Source organism: Neobacillus cucumis (assembly GCF_016908975.1).
Taxonomy (GTDB): domain Bacteria; phylum Bacillota; class Bacilli; order Bacillales; family Cytobacillaceae; genus Neobacillus; species Neobacillus cucumis.
This window is the reverse complement of sequence record NZ_JAFBEX010000004.1, coordinates 158,234-177,533: the sequence shown is the minus strand read 5'-3', so window position 1 is coordinate 177,533 and position 19,300 is coordinate 158,234. Positions and strand designations below refer to the sequence as shown.

The window sequence follows — 19,300 nt, the reverse complement described above, 5'->3', positions numbered from 1 at the left end:
GGTCAACATGAAAAAATGGTTAACATTAATTTTATCAGCGGCACTTGTGCTAGCACTAGCTGCTTGCGGTAAGTCGACTGACAAGTCAGAAAGTACTGACAGCAAGACAACGAAATTGGTTGTCGGAGCTTCAACAGTTCCACACGCAGAAATCTTAGAACAAGCAAAACCAATCCTTAAGAAAAAAGGAATTGATTTAGAAATTAAAACATTTACTGACTATATCCTTCCGAACAAAGCATTGGCGTCAAAAGAATTAGACGCAAACTATTTCCAACACATCCCATACCTAAACTCACAAAATAAAGAGTTTGGTTATGGATTTGTCAATGCTGGCGGGATTCACATCGAGCCAATTGGTGTTTATTCAAAGAAATATAAAAACCTAAAAGATCTTCCAACAGGTGCTCATTTAATTATGAGTAACTCTGTTGCTGACCACGGTCGTTTGCTTTCATTACTTGAAGCTCAAGGTTTAATCAAATTAAAATCTGGTATTGATAAGACAAAAGCAGAAATCAAAGACGTTGTTGAAAATCCAAAGAAATTAGTATTTGATGCAAATTATGAAGCAAAACTTTTACCACAGATTTATAAGAACGGCGAAGGTGATGCGGTTTTAATTAACTCAAACTATGCAATTGAAGCTGGTTTAAACCCAATGAAAGATGCGATTGCTCTTGAAGACAAGAATTCCCCATATGTGAACGTAATTGCAGTCCGCAAAGGTGATGAAAACAAGCCAGCAATCAAAACACTTGTAGAGGTTCTTCACTCTAAAGAAATTCAAGACTTCATCATCAAGAAATACAAAGGTGCTGTAGTACCGGTTTCTCAATAATTTAAATAGTAGACCTATTGGGGAAGTCAGTGAATGTTCACTGGCTTTTCCTTGTTTTTGCTATACATGAAAGAAGTCAATTGGGTAAAAATAGAAAGGTATTTATGGTCTATTACAGTTGGAAATAAACGAAAAATAGGGTATGATTTATTTCGAGTGTATTTTACATAAGGGGTTATTATCAGAATTTTCTTTTAAAAATCCTTTTTATATTCTCAATTAGCATAACCTTAATGAAAATCAACCTTTGTTTTTCCTGTTTAAGAGTTGCTAATACATTTCATTTGTTATAAGATTGTAATGAGAATAAAATGAGAATAAGAGTTACAAAACCAACTTGCTTTGCAAGCTAATAACACTTTCTTTTCGGAGGTATAAATATGGCTGGATCTACTTTAACGATCAAAGATTTACATGTAGAAATTGATGGGAAAGAAATTTTAAAAGGTGTCAACCTTGAGATAAAGGGCGGAGAAATTCACGCGATCATGGGACCAAATGGTACAGGTAAATCAACCTTATCATCAGCGATCATGGGACATCCAAAATATGAAGTAACGAGCGGTTCTATTACACTTGACGGACAAGATGTTCTTGAAATGGAAGTAGATGAGCGCGCACGCGCAGGTCTATTCTTAGCAATGCAATATCCAAGTGAAATCAACGGCGTAACAAATGCCGATTTTTTACGTTCAGCGATTAACAGTCGTTTAGGTGAAGGAAACGAAATCTCTCTTATGAAGTTTATCCGTAAGATGGATAAGCAAATGGAATTTCTTGAAATGGATTTAGATATGGCACAGCGTTATCTAAATGAAGGATTCTCCGGCGGTGAGAAAAAACGTAACGAAATTCTTCAATTAATGATGATTGAACCAAAAATTGCCATCTTGGATGAAATTGACTCTGGTCTTGATATCGATGCCCTAAAGGTTGTTTCTAAGGGTGTTAATGAAATGCGCGGAGAAGATTTCGGCTGTCTAATTATTACGCATTATCAACGTCTTTTAAACTATATCACTCCTGACCATGTGCATATTATGATGCAAGGCCGTATTGTTAAATCAGGCGGAGCTGAGCTGGCACAACGCTTAGAAGCAGAAGGATATGACTGGATCAAACAAGAGCTTGGCATTGAAGATGAAACAGTTGGGCAAGAAGCGTAACAGAGTGTTAGGAGGATTACAATGACAACAGAAACCAAATTACCAGTTGATCAGGAATTTGTCCGCTCATTCTCCAAAGACATGAATGAGCCTGCATGGTTTGAAGAATTCCGGCTTAAAGCGTTAAACGAATTTGAGCAGCTTTCCATGCCTAGACCTGATAAAACTAAAATTGATAAATGGAACTTTACACAGTTTCAACAGCACACGGTTAAAAGTGATGCCTATCCATCACTTGATGCTCTTCCAGACGAAGTAAAAGCATTAGTGAGCTTGGATAATGAAAATAAAAATCTTTATATCCAACGGAATCAAACGCCAGCTTTTTTAACTTTATCAGATGAGTTGAAAAGTCAGGGTGTCATTTTTACAGATATAATTACAGCTGCAAGAGAACATGGCGATCTTTTGAAAAAGTATTACATGACTCAAGCAATCAATATGGATGAACATCGTTTAACTGCCCTTCACGCAGCGCTCGTGAACGGAGGAGTTTTCCTATACATTCCGAAAAATGTAGAAATCAAAGAACCAATTCAGGCAGTATATGTACACGATAATCCAGAGGCTAACCTTTTTAATCATGTTATTGTTGTCGCAGAAGACAATAGTGCTGTCACATATGTAGAAAACTATATTTCTACAGTGGAAAGCTCAAATACCCTTGCGAATATCTTGACTGAAGTCATCGCCAACGTAAATGCAAAAGTTCAATATGGAGCTGTTGATTACTTGGCAAAAGGAATCACTACCTATGTAAACCGCCGCGGTGTGGCTGGAAGAGATTCCTCGATTGAATGGGCACTTGGTCTTATGAATGAAGGAAACACGATTTCAGAAAACACAACCAACTTGCTTGGTGATGGTGCACAGGGCGACACAAAAACAGTCGTAGTCGGTCGTGGGGACCAAACGCAAAACTTTACCACTAAGGTTGTTCACTTCGGGAAAAATACAACCGGAAACATTTTAAACCATGGGGTTGTTAAAGATAGTGCAACATCCATCTTTAATGGTATTGGTAAAATTGAACATGGTGCATCTAAGTCAGATGCCGAGCAAACTTCTCGTGTCCTAATGCTAAGTGAAAAAGCACGTGGAGATGCGAATCCAATTTTATTAATTGATGAAGATGATGTAGTTGCAGGACATGCGGCTTCTGTCGGACGCGTTGATCCAATTCAACTATACTATCTAATGAGCCGCGGAATACCAAAAACAGAAGCAGAGCGTTTAGTGATTCATGGCTTCCTTGCGCCTGTTGTGAAACAGCTTCCGATCGAAGGAGTAAAGAAACAATTAACTGAAGTGATTGAAAGGAAAGTTCGCTAATGAACATCCAAGATATTCGCAGCCAGTTTCCAATCCTTCATCAAGAAGTGAATGGTAAGCCATTGGTTTACTTAGATAGCTCGGCGACTTCTCAAAAACCGCTGCAGGTTATCGAAACAGTTGAAAAATATTACCGTGAAATCAATTCTAATGTCCATCGTGGTGTTCATACGCTTGGAACAAGAGCAACGGACGCCTATGAAGGGGCAAGGGAAAAGGTTCGTAAATTTATAAACGCCAAATCTACTCAGGAAGTTATTTTTACAAGAGGTACCACGACTTCCCTTAATACGGTTGCCGCAAGTTATGCAGCTGCCAATTTAAAGGAAGGCGACGAAATCGTCATAACCTACATGGAACACCATAGTAACATTATTCCATGGCAACAGGTGGCGAAACGGACAGGTGCCCAGTTAAAATACATTCCACTTCAGGAAGATGGCACTCTTTCATTAGACGACGTTCGGGCAACCATTTCAGCTAATACAAAAATTGTCTCTGTGATGCAGGTTTCTAACGTACTTGGTGTCATGAATCCGGTAAAAGAAATTGCACAAATTGCTCATGAGAATGGAGCCATCATGGTCGTGGATGGTGCTCAAAGTGCGCCACATATGAAGATTGATGTTCAAGATCTTGATTGTGATTTCCTTGCATTCTCTGGACATAAAATGTGTGGACCAACAGGCATTGGTGTCCTGTATGGAAAGAAACATCTCCTTGAAAACATGGAGCCCATTGAATTTGGCGGCGAGATGATTGATTTTGTCCACTTGCAGGAATCAACTTGGAAGGAGCTGCCTTGGAAGTTTGAAGCGGGTACCCCAATTATCGCCGGGGCAGTTGGTCTTGGAGCAGCAATTGACTTCTTAAATGAAGTTGGTCTTGACAATATTGCGGAACATGAGCATAAGCTTGCTGCTTATGCACTTGAAAAATTGTCCGAGGTTGAAGGCATGACGATTTATGGTCCGCTTGATGCGGCCAAACGGGCTGGACTTATTACATTTAATATTCAAGATGTTCATCCACATGATGTTGCAACTGTATTGGACGCAGAAGGAATTGCGGTCCGTGCAGGACATCACTGTGCACAGCCGTTAATGAGATGGCTGAAAGCTTCAGCTACGGCACGTGCAAGTTTTTATTTATACAATACAGAAGAAGATATTGATAAACTCGTTGAAGGGCTTGTCAAAACAAAGGAGTATTTCAGCGATGTCTTCTAAAAATATAGATCTAGATGCATTATACCGTCGAGTCATTATGGACCATTACAAAAAACCCCGCAATCGCGGTGTGTTAGAGGATGGTAGCCATACGATTAATATGAATAACCCTACATGTGGCGACCGCATTCAATTAACCTTTAAGGTCGAAGATGGAATCATCAAGGAAGCAAAGTTTGAAGGAGAAGGCTGTTCGATTTCGATGTCTTCCGCCTCGATGATGACGCAGGAGATCAAAGGGAAAAAAGTTGAAGAGGCACTTAAATTATCAGAGATTTTTTCTGAAATGATGTTAGGTCATGATCACGATGATTCCATTGATTTAGGTGATATTGAAGCACTTCAAGGTGTTTCTAAATTCCCTGCTAGAATTAAATGTGCAACATTAGCATGGAAGGCAATGGAAAAGGGATTAAAGGGCGAGGAACAAGAGTAAAACAAACTGAGAAAGTGAGGCGTCTAACCTTTGGGTGAAAAGGCGCTTTCACTTTTCTAATAAGGAGGAACTCGACGATGGCGAAGAAGATGCCGGAAATCGGTGATTATAAATATGGTTTTGCCGATAAAGACGTTTCCATATTCCGTTCAAAACGTGGTTTAACACGTGAGATTGTTGAAGAAATTTCAAAGATGAAGAATGAGCCACAGTGGATGTTAGATTTCCGCTTAAAGTCTCTTGAGCATTTTTACAATATGCCAATGCCACAATGGGGCGGCGACTTAAATTCTTTAAGCTTTGATGAAATTACGTACTATGTAAAACCATCTGAAAAATCCGAGAAATCTTGGGATGAAGTACCAGAGGAAATTAAAGCGACTTTCGATAAGCTTGGGATCCCTGAAGCAGAACAAAAATACCTTGCAGGGGTATCTGCACAGTACGAATCAGAGGTTGTTTATCATAACATGAAAGAAGATCTTGAAGAGCTAGGTATTGTTTTTAAAGATACCGATTCCGCTTTAAGAGAAAATGAAGATATTTTCCGTGAACACTGGGGGAAAGTAATCCCGCCAACGGATAATAAATTTGCAGCATTAAACTCAGCCGTATGGTCTGGGGGGTCATTCATCTATGTACCACCAGGTATTAAGGTAGATACTCCGCTTCAAGCGTATTTCCGTATCAACTCTGAGAACATGGGACAATTTGAACGTACGTTAATTATTGTTGATGAAGGTTCTTCTGTACATTATGTAGAAGGTTGTACTGCACCTGTTTATACAACTAACTCTTTACACAGTGCGGTTGTTGAAATCATCATTAAAAAGGATGCTTACTGCCGTTACACCACCATCCAAAACTGGGCAAACAATGTGTATAACCTAGTTACCAAGCGTGCGGTTTGTGAAGCGAACGCAACCATGGAATGGATTGATGGTAACATTGGTTCTAAGTTAACGATGAAATATCCTGCCGTTATTTTAAAAGGCGAAGGTGCCCGCGGTATGACATTATCGATCGCCATTGCCGGTAAAGGTCAGCACCAGGATGCTGGAGCGAAAATGATTCATTTAGCTCCGAATACTTCTTCAACGATTGTTTCTAAATCCATCTCTAAACATGGTGGTAAGGTAACTTATCGTGGTGTTGTTCATTTTGGACGTAAAGCGGATGGTGCTCGTTCGAATATTGAATGTGATACATTGATTATGGATAATCAATCCACATCTGATACCATTCCATACAATGAAATCTTAAACGACAACATTTCTCTTGAGCACGAAGCGAAGGTATCAAAGGTTTCTGAAGAGCAGTTATTCTATCTAATGAGCCGTGGTATTTCTGAGCAAGAAGCTACTGAAATGATCGTTATGGGCTTCATCGAGCCATTTACAAAAGAATTACCAATGGAATATGCCGTTGAGATGAACCGTCTGATTAAGTTTGAGATGGAAGGTTCTATCGGTTAATAAAGATAAAACCTTTTTATATCGAGTGTTGAAGAATTATAATAATAAGTTAAATTGATGGCGAACCTATTTCGACTGATTTCATTTTATCTATTTAGATTAGAAGGCGAACTTTTGAAGTTCGTCTTCTTCATTTTTCACTAATATTATGATAAGCCTCCTAGAGGAGAGAACATTGTGCCGCCATCTCCGAGTTTTCCACTAAAACCAGAGAGGGGTATGTATGATACTTTTCTGATTAAAGGAAATATGGGGATAACAGAGAGTATAGAATAATAAGAAACTTAGTTCGTTGTATGTACAAACTTATAGTTAAATGCTATAATAATCTAAAAGTTTTATCAATCGGTTAGAAGGAGGTTTTTGGGTGAAAAAGATTTTCTGGAGGGTATTGGCTCGGCAGATGCTGTTAAATATTGGTGTATAGGTCGATACTTCGTTCGGAAATATCGGAATTAGTAAGAATTGTAAGCAAAAGCCTCAAAGCGAAGGATATTGATTAAAAATTTCGATACACAGCAATTACGATAGAGTGCGGAATTTATTAAGATAAGAGGATTGAAATGGTTTACATTGAAAAATGCTGGGAACCGTTCTAAGAGTATTTTTGACGATATGAGTTTATCTACAAGTAGTCCTAGGTGAAAACGATTCTAAAATTTTCCCTGTATTTTGTGGTGGAAGAAAGTTAGAAATCAGTCCCGGTAGTTTTAGTCTAACTGAATGAATAGTAAGAATAGCTGTCAGGTTTCTATTGAATAGCTGATTATTTCAAACATATAAAGTTAAAATTGTTAAAGAGGTGATACCATATGCCAATGGGCAGAGTGATGGGAGGACTCTTCACTGTAAGTGATTGGATTTGGAAGATGGCTTTTATAAATATCTTATGGCTTCTTTTTACATTAACCGGATTCATAGTTCTTGGGATCATCCCCGCAACTGTGGCATTATTTACAGTGGTAAGAAAGTGGAACATGAAAGAAACGGATATCCCTATTTTTCGGATCTTTTTTGATACCTATAAAAAGGAGTTCCTTCATGCAAATTTAGTTGGACTACTAATGGGAGCAATCGGCTTTTTCCTATTTATTGATTATAGGCTCGTTATGGCAATAGGGGGAACCGTTCAATACATTCTGTCAATTCCTTTATTAATCCTTCTTGGTTTGTATTTGATCACCCTGTTATATCTTTTTCCTGTTTACGTCCATTTTGAATTAAAGTTTCTTCAATATTTTAAATACGCATTTTATATCGGGACTCTTAATATACACATTACCATCTTGGTGGTAGCAGTGCTTCTAATACTAAGTTTTCCATTATCCCTTTTCCCAGGATTTATTCCATTTTTTTCGGTTAGTCTAATGTCCATTGTGATGATGTTTGGTGCGACAATGGCTTTTAAGCGAATTGAAAAAAAACAAACGAAGTTTAGTGCTTAAAACTGACCCAAAGATCTGTTCTTTGGGTTTATTTTTTTAAAAAAATATTATTTTTATTCTAATAACATTTAAAGGAGGCAACACAACGTCTAATCAATACAAGGATTGAGGAAATAATTTCCTTTTAATCTTTATTTAACAGCAGAACCTTAGAATATATCAATTATTTATATGGAAAGGTCAATGCATGGAGGGAATAATTATATTATTATTCTATTAAATAAGTTGGAAACGCTTTATTTGTAAAAAACTTTTGCAGACATCAGAGTTGCTCAAAAGAAATAGTTTCCATTGAACAGTTGTATCAAAAAAAGCAGGGGAAAGTTGAAAAGGCTTTAGTTGCAGAAAAAGCAAGGAAAAGTCGAAAACGTATTAATAGGAGGGGGTGTTGAGAGAATTGTAAGTCTTAGATTTTTTAAGAAAAAAACTTAAAAGGAGAGAAAAATGTATGAAAAAACTCTTAACATCAGTGTTAGCTGGGGCATTAGCACTGTCTCTCACTGCTTGTGGAAGCAGTAGTAGTCAGTCTAGCAGCAAAAGCGATGGGAAAACGATTTCTGGTGAACTCACTATTATGGGATGGGGTGGCGGAGAAGAACTCCAGGCCAGAAAACAAGCTACAAAAGTATTTGAAAAATTGTATCCTGATGTGAAAGTTAAAGAAATATGGCTTCCAGCAGATAGTGTTGATCAGAAGCTTGATGCGGCACTGGCAGCAGGGAATGCTGCTGATGTTATTATGATGTCCCCTGACTGGAAAGGTCTTCGTGCAAAATGGTTAGAAGATTTGAATCCTTATTTAAAAAAGGATAAGATCGATGTTGCAGATTTTACCCCGGGGGCGGATGATGGGTATGTAGATCCGGATGGAAAGCGAGAAGGAATGCCAACAACAGAATCAGATTTCATGTTTGCTTACAATAAAGAAATTTTCGATAAAGCCGGAGTTCCATATCCTACGAATGATTGGACATGGGATGATTTTAAGAATGTTTCAGAGAAAGTTTCTTCAGGTTCTGGAGCTAAAAGGACCTATGCTATTGTATCACATTGGATTAATCATAGTTTTGCATCTTACCCATATGGCGGCAGTCCATATAACAGTGATTGGACCAAACAGACCGTAGATGATCCAAAAACAATAAAAGGGTTGGAGTTGTTTAGTGACCTCATAAAATCAAAAGCATTACCTGATGATTCTGCATCTAAAAGTATACCTATGGACCAGATGTTTGTATCAGGAAAAGCGGCCATGTACCCATTAGGATTGTTTGAGGCTAAAGACATTGCCCAAAAAATAGGGAATAGCTTTAAATGGGGTATTGCTTTGCCTCCTAAAGATCCGAATGGAAAAAATACAAATATTAAATTTCAAACAGGTTTTGGTATGAATAAGGCATCAAAGAACAAGAAGGCTGCATGGGCGTACATAAAGACCATTTCTATGAATAAAGAAGTAAATGATATCTACGCCAAAGTAGGAATTCCAGCATTAAAGGAATCAGCTGACGCCACTTTCAGTAAACTGACTATTCCAAACACGGATTTAAAACAGACTGACTATCTTACTGGATTGGCGGATGCAACTACGAATCCTTGGGGTGGATCCCTTAATAAAGCTGCAGACTTATTCGAACAAATATATCAACAAATTACAACTCAGCAAAGTTCGGCTAAAGACGCTGTGAAAAAATATGCTCCACAAATACAAGCTGCACTTGACGAAGCTCATCAAAAACAAAGTAAATAGTGTAGGTAATTAAAATCAATGGGAGGAAGACATAAAGTAATTTCCTCCCTGTATCAATTCGTCTCTTGAGGGGTGAAAAAATGAAAAAGAAGAATACAAGTAGTGAAAAAAGGGAAGCTAGGCTATTTTACTTATATACATCACCATTTATTTTGGGTTTTTTAATTTTTACATTATATCCAGTAGTTTATTCCATTATATTAATTTTTACAAATGCAGATATGACTGGTACGGGTGAATTTGTAGGCTTGGCCAATATAAAAAAGGCTTTTACTCAAGATCCTTTATTCTATAAATCTCTATTAAATACTTTATATTTTGTGATAGTTTCTGTCCCATTAAGTTTAATACTTTCCTTTTTGGTTGCACTCTTACTAAATCACAAAAAAATAAAGGGAATGGGAATATTCAGAACCACTTTTTATATACCGTATATAACTGCAGGTGTTGCTGTTACATTATTGTGGGGATGGATTTTTAACGCACAATTCGGTCTTATAAACTATGTTCTTTCATTTTTGGGGATAACCGGTCCGAATTGGCTTAGTGATGGTAAATGGGCGATGCCTGCGATTATCATTATGGGGTTATGGACCATTGGCAACTCTATTATCATAACACTTGCTGGGTTACAGGATATACCGGAACAATTATATGAAAGTGCTTCTATAGATGGTGCGAATCGCCTTATAATGATCACTCATATTACCCTTCCTCTGTCAACACCAACATTATTTTTTAATCTAGTAATGGGAATAATAGGTGGCTTTCAAGTGTTTATGCAGCCTTTTGTTTTAACAGAAGGGGGCCCTAACTATGCTACCTATACCTATATGATGCATATATATAACAGTGCATTCAAATATGGTGAGATGGGGTATGCTTCAACATTAGCGTGGATCTTATTTATTGTAATCCTGATTATAACTTTAATTGTAAACCGTACTTCTAAATATTGGGTATACTACGAGAATTAATTTTTGGAGGCGGAAAAATGCAGGCAAATGTGGCAATAAAAGAAACGACATTGAATCATTATAAGAATAAAAGAAAGGTTGAAACGATTAATCTAATTATAAGTTATATTATATTGAGCTTATTGGCATTAGTGTTTATATTCCCATTTTTATGGATGATTTCTACTGCTTTTAAAGTACCTTCTGAGGCGTACACAATACCTCCGAAATTAATACCAAAAACATTTACATTGGATAATTTTATTCAGGGATGGCAGTATGCCGATTTTACAAGGTACACATGGAATACGATTATAGTAACTGTTTTAGCAACCTTAGGAGCAGTATTCTCAGCATCTTTAGTTGCATATGGCTTTGCAAGGTTTAAATCACGCTACAGTAACATCCTTTTTACAATTGTGCTTGGAACAATGATGCTGCCTAACCAGGTTCTTTTAATTCCAACATATATCTTATTTTCAAAACTAGGTTGGCTGGATACATTAAAGCCTCTTATAGTACCCTCATTTTTTGGCGGTGGGGCGTTTAATATTTTTCTTCTGAGACAATTTTTTAAGACCATACCAGCAGAGCTAGATCAAGCTGCTAAAATCGATGGTGCAAATACATTTCAAATTTACTATAAAATTCTATTACCTATAATAAAACCAGCTATGATGTCAGTTGCAGTTATGTCAGTTGCTTTTCATTGGAATGACTTTATGACACCATTGATTTATTTAAATAGTGACGAACATTTTACACTCGCTTTAGGTTTGCAGTTTTTTCAGAATTCCTATGGTTCCTCTCAAGTTCAGATGCTTATGGCCGTGTCCTTGATCACGGTAATTCCCTTACTCATACTTTTCTTCATAGGACAAAGATACTTTGTTCAAGGGATTACTATGTCAGGACTTAAGGGATAAACAATTCACTAGAAAAAGGTAAAACTTTTCTGGCACCTGTCACTTGGACTAGCGATGGATGGCCGGTTATAGGAAATGATGGTTATATACTAGTTTAAATATACCTGAAACAATGATTAGTATAGAACTGATTGATCCAAGTAAAACTTGGATCAATCAAATGGTTCTTCCTGCAATATCAAAGAATTGGCTCTTTTTCACTGTATGAATTGGCAGCATGGTTTCGAAATCTGCCTGGAGTATATCCCGTCTTTTGTTTAAATTGTCGGCAAAAGTGCTCTACATTGTTATAACCACAGCGAAATGCGATGTCAGCAATTGTAAAGGAACCATGCATCAAATATTCTTTGGCTAGCCGGATTCGGCTGATAATGACGTCATCCATGCAGGAGATACCAAAGGTATTTTTATAGAGTGCCTGCAAATAGCCAGGACTAAGATGCAAATATTCCGACATTTTAGAAACCGTCCAATTATTACCGGGGTTATGGTAAATCTCTGTACGAAGATCAATAAGGTTGTAATATTGTGGGGTAATCTCAGTCTGGAAGTAGGATTCCAAAAGTTTATTAAACAGAATTCTCAACAAATAGTCTGTTGATGATTCTCTAAAATCTTTATTAAAAGAGTGCTCTGTAACAAGTAATTGAAATAACTTGTGGCAATATTCCGGATCGGCTATTGAAAAAGGTAAACCACGTGGAAGTACTGTTTCGGTAACAAAAGGTTCATTTGTATCAAAACGTATCCAGTCATTTACATATTTATCAGCACAAGCTCGATAGTAAATTTTCTGATGTGCTTGATATAATACGGCACTGTGCTTAGGATATTCTTTTAATTGACCATTAACCCAGAAAAGAGCAGGAGTGTGAGTTACGACAAGAAGCCAGCAGTCATGACCTTTAGGAATATCAAAAACAAAACTATTTGTGTGTGTAGCCTCAGTTTCTACATAGTAAATATTTGTCATAGTACCCTCCTAATCTTCATGTTGTCATAAAACGCATTAGGTCCTAAGAGTTTCCATATAGAATCATAGAATATAACAGTTATATTATGTATCATTTTTCTGAAAAATCCAAGAAATTAATTTAATAATAGAAATGATGAATGGGTTTTACTATTTTTAATGTTTTAGATAAGTGAGAAAGAACGTAAATAATGACATCAAAAGCAAGAAAAGAGTCAAACTATGTACTGATTGAGAGGATGAATAAAATGGGCCAGAAGGCAAAAATGGTACTAGAAAAAGATTTTAAAATTTCTGAGATTGATAATCGTATTTATGGTTCATTTATTGAGCATCTTGGGAGAGCAGTTTACGGCGGGATCTACGACCCAGGTCATCCCCAAGCAGATGAAAATGGTTTCCGTCAAGATGTGATGGAAATGGTAAAAGCGCTCCAGGTTCCTATCGTTCGTTATCCCGGTGGAAACTTTGTTTCTGGTTACAACTGGGAGGATGGTGTAGGACCGGTTGAAAATCGCCCACGCAGGCTTGATTTAGCTTGGCGCACTACTGAAACCAATGAAATTGGTACAAATGAGTTAATGAAATGGGCAAAGTTGGTAAATGCGGATGTAAACATGGCCGTTAACTTAGGAACACGCGGGATTGATGCTGCAAGAAACCTTGTAGAATATTGCAACCATCCGGGCGGTTCTTATTATAGTGACTTACGGATTTCACACGGGTTTAAAGAGCCGCACAAAATTAAAACATGGTGCTTGGGAAATGAAATGGATGGTCCTTGGCAAATCGGCCATAAGTCGGCTGAAGAATATGGGAGAATTGCTGCGGAAGCAGCCAAGGTCATGAAGTGGGTTGACCCAACAATTGAACTTGTTGCCTGCGGAAGCTCCGGCAGAGGCATGCCGACCTTTGCAGATTGGGAAGCAACCGTTTTGGATCATACCTATGATCATGTTGAATTTATTTCGCTTCACCAATATTACGGAAATCGTGATAATGACATCTCCAACTATTTGGCGATGACTCTCGAAATGGATGACTTTATCCGTTCAGTCATATCCATAGCAGACTATATTAAAGCCAAAAAACGAGGAAAGAAGAATATCAATCTTTCGTTTGATGAATGGAATGTTTGGTACCACAGTAATGATGCGGATAAGAAAATTGAACCTTGGAGCATTGCACCTCCTCAATTGGAAGATCATTATAATTTTGAGGATGCCCTATTGGTTGGATGTATGCTGATCACGTTATTAAAGCATGCTGACCGCATAAAAATTGCTTGTCTTGCCCAATTGGTCAATGTGATTGCACCTATTATGACGGAGGAAAATGGACCAGCCTGGAAGCAGACGATTTTCTATCCATACATGCACGCCTCTGTATTTGGACGCGGTGTTTCCCTGAACCCCATTATTTCAAGTCCAAAATACGATAGTAAGGATTTTACGGATGTACCTTATTTAGAATCAACTGCTGTATATAATGAAGAAAAGGAACAGTTAACCATTTTTGCTGTAAACCGCCATTTAACGGAAGGCTTGGAACTAGAGTGTGATATTCGTAACTTTGATGGATATGAGGTTGTGGAGCATATCGTGCTTGAAAATGATGACTTAAAACAAACCAATTCAGCTAAAGACACACCGGTAGCTCCACATTCAAATGGTAATGCCGTGATTGACAATGGTTTAGTTTCAGCTGTATTGCTGAAATTATCCTGGAATGTAATCCGGCTAGCAAAACGTAAATAGTTTTGAATCAAATCCTATATCTTTTTTTACTACAGAAAATTAATAGAACAACAGGCCTGAGAGGCAAGGTAGCTCTCTCAATAAAAAGCTAAAACAAAATCCTGATTTCTTTCAAAGCTTATGTTTTGGGGAGACCTGTATAAAAAAACTTATGCTGTGAAAGTAACCTTTTTATAAGATCCAAGGAGTGGAGTAACGATGAAGCAAGGATTCAATCCGTATCTTCCATCGTGGGAATATATTCCTGATGGAGAACCATATGTTTTTAATGATAGAGTGTATGTGTATGGCTCTCATGATCGTTTTAACGGGCATGTCTTTTGTATAAACGATTATGTGTGCTGGTCGGCACCAGTGGATAATTTAGGTGATTGGCGCTATGAAGGTATCATTTACAAAAAAACAGATGATCCACTCAATCCTGATGGCAGAATGTGTCTTTTTGCACCAGATGTTACAGTAGGTCCAGATAATCGGTATTATCTCTATTATGTGCTAGACAAAGTCCCTGTTGTCTCGGTAGCCGTATGTGATTCGCCGGCGGGCCGTTACGAATTTTACGGTTATGTACATTATTCAGATGGAACACGCTTGGGAGAAAGAGAGGGCGACCAGCCTCAATTCGACCCAGGGGTATTGACCGAAGGTGACACAACCTATTTGTACACAGGCTTTTGTGCAGCAGGAGACAAATCAAGAAAAGGTGCTATGGCGACGGTCATTGGTCCGGATATGCTTACCATTATGGAAGAACCAGTTTTTATTTCACCAAGTGAGCCCTACAGTAAAGGCAGCGGGTACGAAGGACATGAGTTTTTTGAAGCGCCATCCATAAGGAAAAAAGGCGATACTTATTATTTTATCTACTCCTCTATCGTCATGCATGAGCTTTGCTATGCGACTAGCAAACATCCGACAGAAGGCTTTGTCTACCAGGGAGTCATCATAAGCAATGCCGATCTTCATATCGATACTTACAAACCAGCGGATAAGCCTATGTATTATGGTCACAATAATCATGGCAGCATAGTTGAAATGAATGGGAAATGGTACATCTTTTATCACAGGCATACCAACGGAACAGTTTACAGTCGACAGGGCTGTGTTGAACCGATTGAATTTAGGGAGGATGGCACAATACCTCAAGTAGAGATGACATCCTGCGGGCCCAATGGAGGACCACTAGTGGGACGCGGAGAATATCCAGCTTATGTGGCTTGTAATCTATTCTATAAAGATGAGGAATTGTATTCGGGTTCTCTTGGGGCATGGATGGACGGACGGTTTCCGAAAATTACACAGGATGGAAGAGATGGGGACGAAGAAATTGGATACATTGCTAATATGAGGGATTCTGCGACAGCAGGTTTTAAATATTTCCAATGCGACGGAATTCGAAAAGTCAAAATCAAGGTGCGCGGGTATGCCAATGGAACTTTTGAAGTCAAAACATCATGGAACGGGCCCGCCCTCGGAAAAATACCGGTTGGATTTACGAACATATGGACAGAATATTCCGCTGATATAACCATTCCTGATGGCATACAGGCATTGTATTTTACTTATACTGGGATCGGTAACGCGAGTCTCGCTTCTTTTACTTTGGAATAAACTTTACTTACATTTTCCGAAAGAAATACCACATACTGTTGAGTAAAAAATATGAGTAAAAAATATGAGTAACAAATTAAAAGAACAACAGATTGTAGTCTATGGGTTCTCTTTTTATTATGCGGCATCAGTACTTGCCTTGAACCGTGCCGATTTCATGCCGAAATGAATTTATTTTGTATATTAAGTTATTAAAAAAATTTGCTTTATACAGGCTTTAGACGTTTATATATATATTATTTCATGCTGTTTTAAACAAAATTATTCAAATTCGAGATGGAAGGTTCTATTGGATAATAAAGAAAAACCCTTTGTATATCAAGGGTTTTGAGGGAATTTTATAATTGTCGGCGTGCCGATTTAAATGTAGGAGGCGAACTTTTGAAGTTCGTCTTCTTCTATTTTTTCTGTGAACTCAAGATAGGTATCTGTAGTTGTTTTGATGGTTTTATGTCCTAATCGATAGATGATATATATTTAAATACACTTATTCTTTCTCTCACTCTAAATAATAAGTTGGTACGATTTTATGGTTGCAAAATGCATGCCTTCATGATATAAACAAAAACTGAGTAATTCTTCTACTGTTGATAAAGTAAGTCCTGTTGACGTAGTAAAAGGTTTCTCGATAACTTCTTTTAACCGAAATTCCAATACTTGTTCGATCCTGTCGATTTGATTTTTTAACAATTGGATTAATTCGCTAATCGTTGGTAGCTCCTGCTTCTCCCAATTGATGGGACTTGTGCCTGTAGTAAATAATTCCAAAAAGTTATTGGGCATAATCATTTTTTCTTTTATAAAAAAATATGCGAACTTTTCTTGCACAACATATATATGACCTATATTCCATTTTATATTATTATTGAATCCTTCTGGAATAAACAGTGATGCTTCATCATTAATTTCTGTGACGCAATTAATTGTGTTTTCTCGAACAAATCGTAATTGTTTAAAAATGTAGTTGTTCATCTTATTTCCTCCTTAATTTCTGCTACAATATCTTTAATTAATGATTCGACCGTTGAACAGGGGTCATATACCCTGCTCCCATCATCCCTAGACCACCAGAATTTGAAACCTCATCGACTATTTTCGAAGTGGTTACTCCTCCAGCTATTGGAGCTTGAATAATGGGATACTCAATTTTTAAAAGTTTGTCATTTCATTATTTAACATAATTTCACACCCCGTAATTCATTTTTACTTACTGATCAATATTCCTTTAGATTTCTTCTCAAACTGAATTCCATTTAAAAGCATTCCTGCCCCAATTAAAACGACACTAGATGCTCCTATCAAAGCAGTAGTAAAATTATGAGTGAATGATGATAAGACTCCAGCAAGGATTGGCCCTATCAACTGTCCAAAAGCATAAATAGCGGTCAGAATGCCGATTGTTCGACTGCTATTAGAGGGATTCATGTGTCGTCCCAAAGTTGTAGCAAGTGTAGTGATACCCATAAACGTTGCTCCAAATAATAAAGCACTTATGATAAAACTAGTTTTTGAAATCCAAAAAGCTGGCATCGCCATACCCAAGGATTGCAATACCATTGCAAGAACTAAGGATTTAACATGACCACATTTTTTAGATAGGATAGACCAGATAAGACAGGAGGGAATCGCAGCCAAACCAACCATCATCCAAACTAAGGTGGCATCATTTTGAAAGTATGAGGTCTTTTCAGCGATAGATACGATAAACGTTCCTGTAACAATGTAACCCAATCCTTCTAAACCATAGGCAATAGTCAACCATAGGAGCCATTTAGTTGGGGGGACAAGTGCAAAAGTTTCTTGTTTATTTTGCATCTCAAGATCGTTTGGAGCTTCATCGAGCCAGATCCATACGAAGCTAGCTAGGATTCCACTAACAACAGCTAATCCTATCCATGTACCTTCCCACTGAAATAGACGGTTTAAAGTCGGAATAAGTAAACTGGATAAAAGAATTCCCAATCCTACCCCTCCATAGAATAAACCCGACCAACTGGTTTTGCTTATAACAGCAAGTTTATCTAACACGATACCAGAGGCTAGGACCAACACATAAGCACTGGAAACCCCCGATAGAAATCGAAGTATATACCAAAGGAAATGAGAGTATGTTAGCCCCATGAGGGCAGTGGTTAAGATACTGATGATTAGACTTATTTTTAAGATAATCACTCGATACTTCTTCAAAGGTATCGCTCCTGCTAAAATTGCTCCAAGCAAATATCCAGCGTAATTACTTGATGCGATATATCCAGCAACCGTATTCGAAAAAGAAAGATCTTTTTGCATAAGTGGAAGAATGGGAGTATAGGCAAACCTTCCAATCCCCATAGCAATAATTAGTGACAGTATTCCCCCTATTAAAAAAAGAAAAGATTGCTTCTTCAAATAAAAACCTCCAATAAAATGATTTTATTTAAATCATATCTCTTATCTGGTATATTGAATAATACATAATATTGATGTTGGCTATCAGTTATTCAGATGGCAAAAAAAGAGGTGAGGATTTTGATGGATTTGCATACATTAAAGATTTTCCAAACTGTTGCAAAGCTGGGGAGCATTTCACAAGCAGCAAGAGAACTTCAATATGCTCAGTCTAATATCACGATGAAAATTCAACAGTTGGAATCGGATCTTCAAACAACCCTTTTCTATAGACATAATCGTGGAACTGTATTAACAACTAAAGGAAGCCTGTTGTTAACATATGCAGAAAAAATATTCAATCTTATCGAGGAAACGAAAAATATAATGATAGATGATCAAACGCCAAGAGGCCCTTTAATTATTGGTTCAATGGAGACAACCGCCGCCGTTCGCTTACCAGTCCTATTTTCAAAGTATCATAAAGACTTTCCAGAGGTAGATTTAACTTTAAAAACAGGTTCTACTGAACAAAATATTCAAGCTGTTCTTCAGTATGAACTTGATGGGGCATTTGTGGCCGGACCTATCAATCACCCTGATCTCATTCAGAAAGAAGTATTTGAAGAAGAACTAGTTCTCATTACAGATAAGGATCATCCTCCTATATCTTCAATCAAAGATGTTCAAACAAGGACACTGCTTGTTTTTCATAAAGGATGTGCTTATCGGGAAAAGTTTGAACAATGGCTACTCCAAGAGAAGATGTTACCCAATAAGATAATGGAATTTGGCACTTTGGATGGCATCGTCGGTTGTGTATTTGCTGGTCTAGGCATAAGTATGCTTCCTTACAGTGTCATTGCAAAACATATACAAGAGGGTTCCCTTAGACAGCATTCATTACCGAATGGTTATGGAAAAGTCAAAACAATGTTTATCTATCGAAAAGAAAATTATTTACCAACGTCTTTATTAAAATTTATTGATATGTTAAGTGATTAGGTCGGCTTGTCGAGTAGATGAAAGAACAAGC

Annotated in this window: 16 protein-coding genes and 1 pseudogene; 13 read left to right on the top strand and 4 right to left on the bottom strand. The window is 37.5% G+C overall.

The genetic code is table 11. The annotated features are described in order from the left end of the window. Nucleotides 1-7 precede the first annotated feature (7 nt). The 10 genes from JOC76_RS06980 to JOC76_RS06935 all read left to right on the top strand — a co-directional run bounded on the left by JOC76_RS06980 (nt 8) and on the right by JOC76_RS06935 (nt 11,556). Nucleotides 8-841, top strand: coding sequence for a MetQ/NlpA family ABC transporter substrate-binding protein (locus JOC76_RS06980; protein ID WP_205176872.1), 834 nt, complete (start codon nt 8-10; stop codon nt 839-841). 380 nt (nt 842-1,221) lie between these two features. Continuing rightward, the gene (gene sufC, locus JOC76_RS06975; protein ID WP_101649490.1) at nt 1,222-2,007 is read left to right on the top strand and encodes a Fe-S cluster assembly ATPase SufC; all 786 of its coding nucleotides are present in this window, start codon (nt 1,222-1,224) and stop codon (nt 2,005-2,007) included. Between the two features lie 21 nt (nt 2,008-2,028). Then, on the top strand, nt 2,029-3,339 hold the full coding sequence (gene sufD, locus JOC76_RS06970) for a Fe-S cluster assembly protein SufD (protein WP_205176871.1): 1,311 nt from the start codon (nt 2,029-2,031) through the stop codon (nt 3,337-3,339). Continuing rightward, nucleotides 3,339-4,568 carry a cysteine desulfurase gene (locus JOC76_RS06965; RefSeq protein ID WP_205176870.1) on the top strand — a complete coding sequence of 410 codons (1,230 nt, stop codon included), beginning with the start codon at nt 3,339-3,341 and terminating at the stop codon, nt 4,566-4,568. The genes sufD and JOC76_RS06965 overlap by 1 nt, the downstream gene beginning before the upstream one ends. Then, nucleotides 4,558-5,004 (top strand): Fe-S cluster assembly sulfur transfer protein SufU, encoded by a 447-nt coding sequence (gene sufU / locus JOC76_RS06960; protein WP_205176869.1) that lies wholly within the window; start codon nt 4,558-4,560, stop codon nt 5,002-5,004. The genes JOC76_RS06965 and sufU overlap by 11 nt, the downstream gene beginning before the upstream one ends. A gap of 77 nt (nt 5,005-5,081) precedes the next feature. After that, entirely contained in the window at nt 5,082-6,479 is a 1,398-nt protein-coding gene (sufB, locus tag JOC76_RS06955) for a Fe-S cluster assembly protein SufB (RefSeq protein ID WP_205176868.1), read from the top strand. An 812-nt stretch (nt 6,480-7,291) separates the two neighbouring features. Continuing rightward, on the top strand, nt 7,292-7,924 hold the full coding sequence (locus JOC76_RS06950) for a YesL family protein (protein ID WP_205176867.1): 633 nt from the start codon (nt 7,292-7,294) through the stop codon (nt 7,922-7,924). Between the two features lie 448 nt (nt 7,925-8,372). Further along, a complete protein-coding gene (locus tag JOC76_RS06945) occupies nt 8,373-9,674 on the top strand; it encodes an ABC transporter substrate-binding protein (protein WP_205176866.1) in 1,302 nt (433 codons plus the stop codon). Between the two features lie 80 nt (nt 9,675-9,754). Beyond that, a complete protein-coding gene (locus JOC76_RS06940) occupies nt 9,755-10,651 on the top strand; it encodes a carbohydrate ABC transporter permease (protein ID WP_205176865.1) in 897 nt (298 codons plus the stop codon). 17 nt (nt 10,652-10,668) lie between these two features. Then, a complete protein-coding gene (locus tag JOC76_RS06935) occupies nt 10,669-11,556 on the top strand; it encodes a carbohydrate ABC transporter permease (RefSeq protein WP_205176864.1) in 888 nt (295 codons plus the stop codon). Nucleotides 11,557-11,734: 178 nt separating this feature from the next. Here the strand turns inward: JOC76_RS06935 and JOC76_RS06930 are convergent, their stop codons facing one another. After that, nucleotides 11,735-12,529, bottom strand: coding sequence for an AraC family transcriptional regulator (locus JOC76_RS06930; protein ID WP_205176863.1), 795 nt, complete (start codon nt 12,527-12,529; stop codon nt 11,735-11,737). Between the two features lie 239 nt (nt 12,530-12,768). Here JOC76_RS06930 and arfA point away from each other — a divergent pair, with 239 nt between their 5' ends. Continuing rightward, a complete protein-coding gene (gene arfA, locus JOC76_RS06925; RefSeq protein ID WP_372441916.1) occupies nt 12,769-14,286 on the top strand; it encodes an arabinosylfuranosidase ArfA in 1,518 nt (505 codons plus the stop codon). A gap of 198 nt (nt 14,287-14,484) precedes the next feature. Next, nucleotides 14,485-15,897: a family 43 glycosylhydrolase gene (locus JOC76_RS06920; protein WP_205176862.1), complete on the top strand. Its 1,413-nt coding sequence runs from the start codon at nt 14,485-14,487 to the stop codon at nt 15,895-15,897. Nucleotides 15,898-16,401: 504 nt separating this feature from the next. Here the strand turns inward: JOC76_RS06920 and JOC76_RS06915 are convergent. From JOC76_RS06915 to JOC76_RS06905, 3 genes and pseudogenes are all read right to left on the bottom strand, one after another. Beyond that, a complete protein-coding gene (locus JOC76_RS06915) occupies nt 16,402-16,869 on the bottom strand; it encodes a DinB family protein (protein ID WP_205176861.1) in 468 nt (155 codons plus the stop codon). Nucleotides 16,870-16,921: 52 nt separating this feature from the next. Beyond that, nucleotides 16,922-17,044: pseudogene (locus JOC76_RS06910) on the bottom strand (nitronate monooxygenase); the annotation flags it as partial. Between the two features lie 56 nt (nt 17,045-17,100). Continuing rightward, nucleotides 17,101-18,285: a YbfB/YjiJ family MFS transporter gene (locus JOC76_RS06905; protein WP_205176860.1), complete on the bottom strand. Its 1,185-nt coding sequence runs from the start codon at nt 18,283-18,285 to the stop codon at nt 17,101-17,103. A 123-nt stretch (nt 18,286-18,408) separates the two neighbouring features. Here JOC76_RS06905 and JOC76_RS06900 point away from each other — a divergent pair, with 123 nt between their 5' ends. Beyond that, nucleotides 18,409-19,269: a LysR family transcriptional regulator gene (locus JOC76_RS06900; protein WP_205176859.1), complete on the top strand. Its 861-nt coding sequence runs from the start codon at nt 18,409-18,411 to the stop codon at nt 19,267-19,269. Nucleotides 19,270-19,300: the final 31 nt, after the last annotated feature.